8 protein-coding genes are annotated in these 12,650 nt (G+C 41.2%); 1 reads left to right on the forward strand and 7 read right to left on the reverse strand.

Annotated elements, in window-relative coordinates; translation table 11 throughout:
* Positions 1-9 precede the first annotated feature (9 nt).
* From IQ274_RS03100 to serA, 5 genes are all read right to left on the reverse strand, one after another.
* A complete protein-coding gene (locus tag IQ274_RS03100; protein WP_193867330.1) occupies positions 10-3,087 on the reverse strand; it encodes a helicase-related protein in 3,078 nt (1,025 codons plus the stop codon).
* Between the two features lie 240 nt (positions 3,088-3,327).
* The gene (locus IQ274_RS03105) at positions 3,328-4,512 is read right to left on the reverse strand and encodes an NAD(P)H-quinone oxidoreductase subunit H (RefSeq protein WP_163928981.1); all 1,185 of its coding nucleotides are present in this window, start codon (positions 4,510-4,512) and stop codon (positions 3,328-3,330) included.
* A gap of 703 nt (positions 4,513-5,215) precedes the next feature.
* Entirely contained in the window at positions 5,216-6,511 is a 1,296-nt protein-coding gene (locus IQ274_RS03110; protein WP_193867331.1) for a hypothetical protein, read from the reverse strand.
* A 214-nt stretch (positions 6,512-6,725) separates the two neighbouring features.
* Positions 6,726-7,646: a 50S ribosomal protein L11 methyltransferase gene (prmA, locus tag IQ274_RS03115; RefSeq protein ID WP_163928983.1), complete on the reverse strand. Its 921-nt coding sequence runs from the start codon at positions 7,644-7,646 to the stop codon at positions 6,726-6,728.
* A gap of 146 nt (positions 7,647-7,792) precedes the next feature.
* Entirely contained in the window at positions 7,793-9,373 is a 1,581-nt protein-coding gene (gene serA, locus IQ274_RS03120; protein ID WP_163928984.1) for a phosphoglycerate dehydrogenase, read from the reverse strand.
* A 614-nt stretch (positions 9,374-9,987) separates the two neighbouring features.
* Between serA and IQ274_RS03125 the strand changes: the two genes are divergently transcribed.
* Positions 9,988-10,707 (forward strand): Uma2 family endonuclease, encoded by a 720-nt coding sequence (locus tag IQ274_RS03125; RefSeq protein WP_163928985.1) that lies wholly within the window; start codon positions 9,988-9,990, stop codon positions 10,705-10,707.
* A gap of 108 nt (positions 10,708-10,815) precedes the next feature.
* On the opposite strand, the gene IQ274_RS03130 is transcribed toward IQ274_RS03125, so the two are convergent.
* Positions 10,816-11,670, reverse strand: coding sequence for an HIT family protein (locus IQ274_RS03130; RefSeq protein ID WP_193867332.1), 855 nt, complete (start codon positions 11,668-11,670; stop codon positions 10,816-10,818).
* Between the two features lie 78 nt (positions 11,671-11,748).
* A complete protein-coding gene (locus IQ274_RS03135; RefSeq protein WP_193867333.1) occupies positions 11,749-12,489 on the reverse strand; it encodes a Uma2 family endonuclease in 741 nt (246 codons plus the stop codon).
* Positions 12,490-12,650: the final 161 nt, after the last annotated feature.

Below are 12,650 nucleotides of genomic sequence, written 5' to 3' on the forward strand. Positions count from 1 at the left end.
AATTACGAATTACGAATTAGAAAATAATCCTAGAGAACAAATAATCTGAGGTTCTCGCTTTTCTAATTCTTCTGTCACAATACACAAACGGTCATCCATGCGTAACGACACAACTAAATCAGCCAACACCTGATTATTAATACCGCTTCTCAGTTGACGATTCAGAGTATCAATAGCTGACTGTCGCAAAGGATAACGGTAAATCTCATCAATTGCTTTTAAAAGTTCTTCACTAACAAATAGTGTTCCTTTCATTTCTTGAACATAACTTTTCAATCGTTCATAAGTGCGGAACCTTGCACCTGATGTCAAATCAACTTCTGTATCTTCTTCACCATCTAAAACTCCAGATTTTTCGTTGTATAAATCAAGAATTACCCGCGCATCATCATCTTCAAAAAAAGCTTCATCAGTTCCCACCACTTCCGCATTTTCTTGCAGTCGTTTGCGGAGTCGTCCCCGCAAATTAATAATCCGTTCTACTCCCTCGGCTGGTAAAAAAGAATAACAAAGAATTTTATCAGCATTTTGTCCAATGCGGTCTACCCTTCCCGCACGTTGAATTAAGCGAATAATCGCCCAAGGTAAATCCCAATTGACGATAATTGCACAGTCTTGCAAATTATGACCTTCACTTAAAACATCGGTGGCGATTAAAATCCGCAACTCATCTGATGATGAAATTTGCTCCCGTTTTCCATTACTCACAGGGCTAAATCTTCCCGTCATTATTGTTGGGTCTTTAGATTGTCCCGTTACCCCAGCTACATTAGTAATATGATTCAACTGCAAATTATCTGCAAGGTAGCGGACTGTATCAGCAAATTGTGTGAAAATTAGTACTTTATCTTGAGGGTGAGTTTTTGTTAGCAGTTTGATTAAAGCTGCCAGCTTTTCATCTTTTTGAGGATTCCACTCGCCACACTGTTGCAGCACATTAATCAGTGCTTTAGCATCTTCTAGCAAATCACGTTTCAGTTTTTTAATATCAAAAAGTGTAGAACGCAACCACTTAAATCTTCGTTGATATCGAGTTGTATATTCTTGATAAATTGATTCTGCTCTTTGACGAAATACTTTTTCTGTTTTAGATGCCTTCTCATCCTCGTTAGCAAAAGAAGTTACTTCTCCTTCTCTCTCCATTTGCAACGAAGCACTAGAATCATCTTCTTCTATTTCTGTATCAAACAAAGCTGCTACAACAGAATCGGCATCTTCATCATTATTACTTGTATCTAATAACTCAGCCTCCTGACTTCCAATCGGAATATCAAGCCCCTGCTCTAAAGCATATAAATAAATGAAGTTTCGTAAAATGTGGCGCTCAATTGATTGAATAAAAGCAACGCCGCTACTTTCTAAACGTTTAAATAAGTTAGTGCGAGAAAAACCCATTAACCTCCTGCCACCACGAAATAAGCTATTAATAAAGCGTTGTTCGGTGTCCGTTGGTGGCTGTTTTTGTTTAGCAATAACGTAATTTCCTAGCCCATAACGAGGTAAGTTAAGTTGATTAATTACTTCTACAACTAACTCGGAGTAAAGACGAGCATAAAAGTCACTGCTAGAACCTTCTAAAGGAAACTTGAGACTCCGAGGTAGACGCTGAGGAAAATAAGAACGTCTCCCATCGGAAAATTCTAAATATTTCCGCCCTGTTTCATCTGTGTGGGCATAATTATCTTTAATAAAAAAGCGAGTGCGGCGCACCATGTAACGCTTCATCAATTCTCGCCAGTCATCAGGGTGTTCGCTTTTCTCAAAGGCAGCTAAAGAACGGACTGAACATTGATGCTTTCTAATAAACTCCAATTCTCCTATTGAACTGCCACCCAGTTCATTAATTAAAGCTTCTGGTCTTAATCCTAAATCTTGGTCTTCTGGCACAAATAGCCGCAGTTGAGCGGAAAGGTCAAGATAACTTTTATTGTAAGGAGTCGCAGATAATAAAATACATTTACTTTCGTTAGCTGCAATATATTCTATTATTGTTCGATAACGTTTACCTTCGCGGTTCCGTAAATTATGACTTTCATCAATTAACACAACTCGATAACGCCGGAGTGTTGGTAATTTATTTTGTACTTGACTAATTGGTATAATTTCGGCAAGTAATCGATAGTTATCTTTATATTCTTGCCACATTGAAACTAGGTTTTTTGGGCAAATAATCAGCGTTTCTAAATAACAATCTTCTTGTAATATTTTGGCAAGGGCGGTTCCAACTAAAGTTTTGCCCAAACCGACCACATCACCCACTAACACGCCACCACGCCTAGTTACATGACGTGCTGCTAGCTGTACGGCAGCTTTTTGGAAATCAAATAAGTTATTAAATTCGCGGGGGATGCGGAATTCTGAAAGTCCTGCGATCGCTTCATGGGATAAGTGGTAAGCTATCTTCAGGTAGATGTAGTAAGGTGAAACTAGCTCTTGCCTAGCCCAACTCTGGTCAATAATTTCCGCTAACTCTTGGGATATATCTACACAACCATAATCTTGCCAGCGATCGCTAAACCACTTTTGTAGTTTATTACAAGCATCGTGGTCTAAAATATCAACATTCAACTCCCCTTGTTTTGCCAGTCCGGGAAGGGTTAAATTACTACTACCCAAGAATCCCACAGTTGGGGTATTAGGGTCATTGCGATGCACAAGATATAACTTGGCATGGAGAGAATGGCGCAAAAACAGTTTAATAATTACCTTCCGAGTTTTTAGCTGATGACTTAACCGCCGCAACCCCGCTTCATCCTGATTAGTCGGCGCACCAATAGTCAACTGCTGGCGAAATTCCGCCGCCATACGTTTTTTAAACCGCACAATGCTACTGTTATCAATCCGTCCATCACCACTAACAAGGCTAAATGCTGCATGAACTTCATCACTGGGTAAGCTTTGCATCCCAATTAGCAAACGACAACAAGCATTTTCACTACCAACATACTGTTCGATTAAATCATCAATTCTTCGCCAACCTCTGAGGTTAAAGTAGCCAACGCAAAAATCTGCGCGATAAGAGATTTTGAGGGTTTCTCGTAAAATTGGTAGCAGTTGCAAATCTATGTTGTCAAAAATACGGGGCATTATTTAAAACTCATCAATATTTCGTACCTATGTTATATGAGTAAAAAATTTTTCCAGCCAGATTACTGAAGAGTGCATTCTTCTTGGCGTTCTTGGCGACTTGGCGGTTCGATTAGTCAATTATTTTTACGAACCGCCAAGAACGCCAAGGAGAGAAGAAAGAAATACTTAACTGAACTGTAAAAAAATAGAGCAGTTGTATTATGCAACTGCTCTAAAAAATACTTAGATAAATATTTTCTACCTATCCACAGACCCCATGATTACGTCAACACTACCAAGAATCACCACAATATCTGCAACCTTCATGCCGCGCAGTAAATGTGGGACAATCTGGAGGTTGTTGAAATCTGCGGCGCGAATCTTCCACCGTGCAGGGAAGACATTATCATCGCCAACCAAATAAATTCCCAATTCACCTTTGCCACTTTCTACACGGGCGTAGATTTCACCCTTGGGAATCTTGAAAGTGGGGGAAACTTTTTTGCCGATGAATTGGTAATCAAATGCGTCCCACTCGGATTTTTTACCTGCGGCTAAACGCTTGGCTTCCAGATTTTCGTAAGGGCCGCCAGGAAGTCCTTTAATTGCTTGGCGAATAATCTTCACAGATTCGCGCATTTCCCGCATCCGCACCACGTAACGGGCAAAGCAATCACCGGCAGTTTCCCACTGCACATCCCAGTCGAAATCGTCGTAGCATTCGTAATGGTCAACTTTTCGCAAATCCCATTGCACACCAGAAGCGCGTAACATTGGGCCAGAAAGTCCCCAGTTAATTGCTTCTTCACGGGTGATAGTCCCAATACCCTCAACACGTCGCCGGAAGATGGGGTTATCAGTTACTAAGCGTTCATATTCATCAACTTTAGGTAATAGGTAGTCGCAGAATTCTATACACTTATCTACCCAACCGTAAGGTAAATCAGCTGCTACTCCACCAACGCGGAAGTAGTTATTATTCACCATCCGATAACCTGTAGCAGCTTCCCACAAATCATAAATCATCTCCCGTTCCCGGAACTGGTAGAAGAAGGGAGTTTGAGCGCCTACGTCAGCTAAGAAGGGGCCAAACCATAGCAAGTGGTTAGCAATGCGGTTCAACTCCAGCATGATGACGCGAATGTAGCTAGCGCGTTTGGGGACAGCGACACCTGCAAGCTTTTCTGGGGCGTTAACAGTGACAGCTTCGTTGAACATTCCCGCAGCGTAGTCCCAGCGACTAACGTAAGGGACGTACATTACATTAGTGCGGTTCTCAGCAATTTTTTCCATTCCTCGGTGCAGATAGCCGATGACCGGTTCACAGTCAACGACATCCTCGCCATCCAGAGTCATGATTAGCCGCAGAACCCCGTGCATTGAGGGGTGGTGTGGCCCCATGTTTAGCACCATTGGTTCAGTGCGGGTTTCTAGTCTGGTCATAGATTTCGTGTTCTCCTGTTGTGTTCGTGTAGCGTGCCAAAGGCAAAATTTTGAATTGAACCGCGTAGATGCCAACCAGACCCGATTTATCTAGTCTGCCAAGCCAAAGTTAAGCTTGCAGGAGCAATACTTTTAAGAAAACTGCCCTTAAGGCGTTTATAATGTATTGCCCATACAGGGGTATGTTGGAGAGGGAGTGACAGAGGAGGGACTTTACTTGATGTTTAATTTTGTTGCACTTCTTCAACTATTATATGGAAGCTTGATCTGTACTTAATTAAGACATCGGATTTTTTTATAAGTAAGGCAGCCTGAAAACCCTTGAGGAACAGGCGCGAAGCGCCGTATTCCGTACTTCAGGCATGTTGGTGCGATGTCTACGACAGGCTACGCCTACGTAAACAAGCATTGCAGTTGCTCGTCCGAGAAGGCAACAGTTGTAGGCAAATCAGGATTATCCAAGTAAGTAAGCACGATTAAACCGAAGTATGTAAAATTTTATAGGATTAAAGGGTAAAAGAAAAACTTTTACCCTTTCCCTTTACCCTTGTGAATATAACGTGAGTTTAATTACTGCGATCGCATAGATTGCTAACCAAAATAACTAATTTGGCTTTGTCTGGGGTGCGATCGCAATTGAATTAATCTTGTACCAAGTAAAAATGCGATCGCACTCAATTAACGATCCCATCAAGGTTTATAATTATTGATTTTGATTATTTGAGACCACAGTACTAGTTTTGTCATTTTCTAGTTCTCTCATTAGAGAATCAAAACCACTAGCGTTGTTTCCACCTTTAGACAATAAAGACTGAATTTTATTTATTATTGCACTCATATTGTCAGAGAAAAATCTACCAAGATTATTCACAAAGTTTTTCAGTTTCTCAAATATACTCATTTCTACAGTTGAGTACTTATTAACGATTGGATATACAACTTTCCCTTTTTCTGTTTCATAGTACTCTTGTTCAGGCATCAACATAGATGTAAGTGGTTGCACCTGTTTTGCCATATCTGCTTCAGTTCGCTTATGACTGAGGAATAAAACATCGTAAACCTTTCCGTTCCAACTAGCCCAATAATGGTTTTGGAAAAACCACCGCTTACCATCATCACAATTAGGCTTTTTACCTTGGTATGGCGTAACTCCAGCTTCACTCAAAAAAGGTTTGGCAATGCTTTCAACTGTTATTTTTTCGATGCCGAAATATTCTTCTGCAACTTTTTTAAACGCACGAGCTAATGTCTGACAATCTCCTTCGGGAGAGCCTTTTAAGAGAGTTTCTTGACTCTTGCTCACCATTGTGTATTGAAATTGGATATTGCCAAAGTTTTTGAATAGTTGTTCTAGGATTTTATCTTCTGGTAATGTGTCATCTATGCCATTTACTAATGTTTTCGCTAGTGAGTAATCTTGTAAAAATTTTTGTTTTTTATCTGCTGAGTTATTTGCTGCTAATATTTCTTCAGAGCTTGCTTGGATGTTTCTGCTACCTGCTAAGGTCGTCTGCTGTCCTTCTTGGTTTTGCAAAGTAGCTGCATTAATTTGGCTGACAACAGAAGTAGCTACTCTATCAGCTTCTTGCTCATACTGATCTCCTGGTTCGCCAACAGTGAGTTTTAGCTGTATTATTGGTTCCCGAAGGGGTTGCATTTGTGCCAGCGATACAGCATCAGCACGTTTGATCGCCATTTTGTCAATGTTATGACCAAACTGAAAAGAGTGTTCCTTTCCTTGCTGCAACGACTCATTCATCTTTGCCTGTAATACAGTGAGTCGTTCCTGTCCGTCTGGCGTGATCGTGCCATGCTTGGCTTGGATTTGGAGTTTTGTTGCCTCAAACTGATACTCTTGAAATTTCTGATTCTCTACTTTCGCCTGTAATATAGGCTTGTTGGAGCCAAGTTGAGAGTGAGTAATTAAAAGGTGCTGACCTTGCTCTGACTTAGAAGCGGATGAGTCAGCTTTTTTGTGGATTTGTAGCCGTTCTTTCATCGCTGGTTTCAAAAGTCAATAGTGGTTAATCTATATATTATGTCACCTCAGATTGCTTGATTACTTATACTTAAGTCGAATACTGTTAAAACGTATCATCCATTTTTTCTACAAGACTGACGCAAACCATAGCTGAAACCTTCATTTTCAGCTAAGAGCAATTCATGTAGACGCAAAGTCGCTTCCCGCAGGGTATTGTCTAGTTTTGCGTTGGTTAAGAACGCCGTACATTCAAGCAACACCATTCTTTTCTTTTCCACAGGGTAGCAACGACCCAACCATTTTGTTCTAAAGCGTCAGCAACAGCTTTAGATTGTTCTAGTAAAATACCACTGAAGATTGCCCAAGTTTCAGGTTTAGCGATCGCACTCATTTCTGGAATCAACTCAATAATTACATGAGCCAGAATATTGCAAACTATACCATCCACTGGTTTCTCAAGCAGTTTTGTCAAAACGTCTACACTTCCTAGTGCTGGTAGTAAACGTTCTGAGCTAATGTCATTTAGGAGACCATTACTGATAGTTGATTGCACCGCTAAAGGGTCATTATCTACTGCATAGACTTTTTCGGCTCCCAATAGCAGCGCCCCAATGGAAAGGATACCAGAACCACAACCAATATCTGCAATTACCAGATGTTTTTGTTTGCCACTATCACCCACAAATGACTGAGGAACTCCACTCAGCCGCATTTCTAGGGATTCCAAACATAACTGAGTGGTGGCATGGTTGCCCGTACCAAATGCTACACCAGGGTCAAGACGAATTACTAACCGTTCTGTTGTTTCTGGTAATGGTAGCCACGCGGGGTTAATTAGGAAGCGATCGCCGATTTCTTGCGGATGCCAATATTGTTTCCAGCTAGTTGCCCAATCTTCCTCATCAATTAACTGCCATTGCAGAGAGGGAGATGAAACTCCTACACAAAGGGCATCTTGACGCAGCCAAAGTGACAGCGCTGCCAAATCTAGTAGCTGTGTTTGAATTGTCGATAAATAGGCCCTAACTAAAGATGAATTTCCTTTGTTTTCACTAGCTGTTCCACGACAGCCAAAATCTTCCAGTCGCCAAAAGATCGAATCTTCTAGGTCTGGCTCACATAAAATCTGTAGTTCCCACCAGGTGTTTGCCATATAATTTTAGATTTTAGATTTTAGATTTTAGATTGGGGACTTGGTAATGGTTAATGACCAATGCGAAAAACAATGAGCAATTAGCCATTACCAATCCAAAATCCAAAATCGTCCGACTGAGCGTAGCCGAAGTCCGCAATCCAAAATTAAAGTGTTACTGTATACGCGTCCCGAATACCAGGGACTTTTATAATCTCATCCAAGATGCCTTCAGGTAAAGGGTCATCTATACTCAGAGCCATTACCGCATCACCACGGACGATTTTACGGCCTACTTGCATACTGGCAATATTCACATTAAAACTGCCCAGTAAGGAACCAAGTTTGCCGATAATCCCCGGCATATCGCGGTGCAGGGTAAACAGCATATATTTGCTGGGTGGGACGTTAATGGGGAAACCGTCAACATCAGTTAGATGGATTTCCCGCTCACCCAACAAAGCGCCGGTGACAGAATGAGTACCTAAAGTACCCGTAGCTTCTAGATGAAGTGTTCCGGCATAGTCTCGAATGGAAGCATCGCGGGTTTCAATTACCCGAATTCCCCGTTCTTTGGCTTCTATGCTGGCATTGACGTAATTTACTCGTTCCCGTAAAGCTTGATAAAGTAAACCTTTGAGGGCAGCGACTATCAAAGGCTGACTTTTGTTGGTTGCGAGTTCCCCTTGTAGCCGAATATTGAGTACTTCCACCCGTCCGCCAGCTAGCTGTCCTACTAGATTACCTAGAGTTTCTGCTAGCTGCATATAGGGTTTGAGTTCTTCCAACACATCGGGGCCAAGTCCGGGAATGTTGACGGCTGAACGGGCTGGTAGTCCTAAAAGTACATCCCGAATTTGTTCGGCAACATCAATCGCCACATTTACTTGAGCTTCTGCGGTAGAGGCTCCCAAGTGGGGGGTTAGGATAACTTCTTTGCCTAGCGATCGCAATTCCGATTCACCCAGTGGTTCTGACTCGAACACATCCAAGGCGGCACCACCAATTTTACCTGCTTTCAGAGCTGCTGCTAAAGCAACTTCATCAATGATCCCACCACGAGCGCAGTTGACAATCCTGGCTGTAGGTTTCATCTTTGCCAAAGTTGTGGCATTGATTAAGTGGGTAGTTTCTGGGGTTTTCGGGATATGTAGGGTGATATAGTCTGCTTGCTGGAAGAGTAAATCTAGCTCCACCAACTGGCAGCCAAGCTGTTCGGCTCTTTCTGTAGAAATAAAAGGGTCATAAGCTAGGAGTTTCATCCCCATTGTCTTAGCTACAGCTGCAACATGGGAGCCAATTTTACCCAAACCGACAACACCGAGAGTTTTTTTGTAGACTTCCGCGCCAACAAAGCTATTGCGATCCCACGCACCGCGTTTCACCGAAGCGTTAGCATCGGGAATGTGGCGAGACAAAGCCAAAATCATTGCTAGCGCGTGTTCCGCGGCGGCAATTGTGTTTCCCTCTGGAGAATTGACTACTACAATTCCCCGACGTGTGGCTGCGGGAACATCCACATTATCCACACCTACGCCAGCACGACCGATGATTTTTAGCTGAGTGCCGGCTTCGATGATTTCTTGAGTGACGCGCGTACTAGAACGAATCATCAGTGCGTCATATTCACCAATAATTTCGAGCAGTTGGGCTGGTTTTAGACCTATTTTGACATCAACAGTAGCAACTTGCGAAAGAATGTCAATTCCAGCTTGGTCAATAGAATCTGAGACAAGAACCTTAGACATGATTACTTCATTTAAAGCTACAGGTTTTGCTGCACAAGACTTTTTAGTTTAGTCCTTATCTGTCGCAATTCAGCAAAAATTATTCGTTTTAATATCAACTTCACCTTTACTTACGCTACGTGCTGATGGTATCGAAGCGTGAGTTGCTCCCGGTGGGTACTGCCTCCTAAGTATTTAAAGATGAGTGGCTGTTTGCACCACCCTGTCGCTAAATATAAAGCATTAATAGCACTAAGCACCTATATATTTATTAATAGTTAAGAGTTACCAAAATTTTATTGCCTTAAGCAATTTCCTTTGTGGGGTAGAAACGCTTAGATTCTTGACTGGGCTGCGACTTTAGCTGAGGCAATGCTCTGCACAACTAACAAATGAGCTAGTAACTATTTTATCTGTAAAATCTTAGTTATTTACCAATACCACAAGTGGTATCATTTAGTCAAAATAAAATATTTACATTATCAAGATTAGCGGATCGCAATAAGTAAGTAGACGTAAATCCTAATCATTAATCTACGTGCGTTACCAAACAGCCTTTTTGTAGATATTGCTAGTGAAGAAATCGCTATAATTCTGATGAGCCAAATGTCCTTTGATTTTTGGGGAAACCAGCGATGTTAAACTACAACTTGCCAAGGCACTTGCCCTCAGCCGAGGAACTACCAGACTCTGATGAAACGCCTGTGGATAATGAACTGCAAGAATTGATACCAGGTTTGCTGAAGGCGATCCTGCTGATACTTTGGGCAGAACGTATGGACTGGCTATTTGCCATAGATATGGGTATTTATTATCACCCCGATAAACCGCCCATTGTGCCAGATGGATTTTTGAGCTTAGGCGTAGAGCGGTTTTATGATGAAGAGTTGCGTCCCAGTTATGTGCTGTGGGATGAAAATGTTGTACCGATTTTCGTGCTAGAAGTAGTTTCCCAAAATTATCGCAAGGAATACACGACTAAATTGGATGAATATGAGGCTTTGGGTGTACTTTACTATGTGATTTATTCCTCCCGTCGCCGCCGCAAACCTCATCTAGAAGTACATAAGTTGGTTAATGGTAAGTATGAATTGCAAGAGGGAAACCCCGTTTGGCTACCAGAAATTGGTTTAGGAATTGGTTGCGAAAGAGGAAATTATTGTGGCGTAACGCGGGAATGGATGTATTGGTATGATGAGCAAGGACAACGATATCTCACGCCCGCAGAACAAGTAAAACAAGAAGTACAACGCGCTCAACAAGAAGCACAACGCGCTCAACAAGCAGAACAACGGGTACAACAATTGACAGAACAATTAAGAGCGCTAGGAATCGATCCAGATAATCTGGGTTAACTGAAATATTTTGCAATATTTTCGACAAGACTAATAAATCTGGTTTTTCAGAATTTATGTATTTACTATAAATTTTGGTTTGCGACTAGAAGCTGTCAGTAAAAGAAACTATTGCTTTTTAGGAATAACATTCCTGATTCCACTTTTAGCGCCAATACTATCACCTTTGTAACGAGGGATGATATGAATACTGGCGTGCATAATATTTTGACCTGCGGCTCGATTGATATTCATTCCTATATTAAAGCCATCAGGTTCAAATTCTGCTTTGAGAATTTCTTGTACTTTATTCACCATAAACCAGCAAGCAGACTGTTCTTTAAATGGTAACTCAAAATAACTGTTTACATGACGTTTGGGAATAACCAAAACGTGTCCTTTGCTTATAGGATAGCCATCAAAAATAGCATAAGCAGTTGCTGATTCAGTTACTAGTTTGAGAGTTTTATGGGGATTACAGAATATACAATAATTAGATGAATTTCGCTGATGATTATAGTGTACATACTCATATACTTCCCGATATTCATCTAAACAAACTGAAGTAAAGGGAAGTTTGATAATACACTGATAGGTAGGCTTTTTATGAATATAATGCTCTCGAAAACCTTCTTTTTTGATATCTCTCCTTACAGCATAATAAGCTTTTCCTCCTGGTTTTAATAAGTGTGATATTTCCATAAGAACATTAGTTTGTTCTTCAGTAAATAAAACATTTAAAACATAAAAGCAAATTATTGTATCAAATTTAGTCTCAGGATATTCTGGAAAATAATAAGGGTCATAGCCTGTAATATCACAACCTTTTTGGCGCAATATTTTAACATCATTACCAAAGCCACAACCAAAGTCTAGTATTTTGCCTTGTAGAAGGTTTTGATTTAATAAAAACTGTGCAGGAAATGATAAATAACTTCTTTCGATCGCAGTAAGATGGCTGAACTGATTTTTCTGCTGTTTCATGGAATTTTGGTGCTGATATCCCAAAATTATTATTCCCAGCATTTGTTTAGGTTATGCGATGTCTACGATGGGGTACGCCTACGCATCAGGGTCAACACCTAGCTCACGTAACTTAGCTGCTAATATATCAGCACGCTGGCGTTCCTGTTCAGCGCGTTGGCGTTCTTGTTGGGCTTGTTCGCTGCTCCACAACAGTAAATTTCCTGCTGTATCCCACCAGCGCAGCCAATTCATAGTTTGGCATAATCTTTCACCTTGCCAAATTCCCAGAAATAACTCTAATTCAGGAATCCAGTAGCGTCCATTAGCGTCTGCTTGCTGCAAAGTATATTGCCCATTTTGTAAGCACCGTATTTCTAGACTTGGTTCGTAAGGGTCGTAGGTTACGTAGGTTGGAACTTGGAGAATCTTTTCGTAATAATAGAGTTTACCGTAAGGCGGAGTTGAACGGACTGATAATTCTCCACCTTCTGTATCTGAGAGAAATTCCATCACTACAGCCACAGGCGCGCCTTCTAAATTTGGGGTGTAGCTGCGACGAACTACATTTGTTCCCACAGACTGCACTTGAGGGACAAAAAACCAGTCTGGTGCTTTGACAACGATTTTTTTGTTGACTGTGGCTACAAGCCCAAAGTTAGAGCCAATCAGCATTTGAGGTTGGATGCGCCCTGTACTTCCCAAAGCATCGGTAAGCGCAGCAGCGATCGCAGGTTGTTGAATATTTTCCACTGGATCGTCTGGTAAAATGAAGTCGGCTGGAAGTGCTTCCCAAGTAACAATTGGTTCTTTTTGGATGGGGTTAACTTGTAGAACCATAAAACTACTCCTAATATTCATGCACAGTATATAGTTATTTTTAACAAATCTTCAGTTTGCACATCTGTGTGATCGCAGCATATAAATTCAGATAATCTTAAGTTTTGGATGAATAGACTCGCACTGCCTAAAAACCCAGAAATCTAGAAAGATTTCTCAGA

The sequence above is a fragment of the Nostoc sp. LEGE 12447 genome, from assembly GCF_015206985.1.
Lineage (GTDB): Bacteria > Cyanobacteriota > Cyanobacteriia > Cyanobacteriales > Nostocaceae > Nostoc.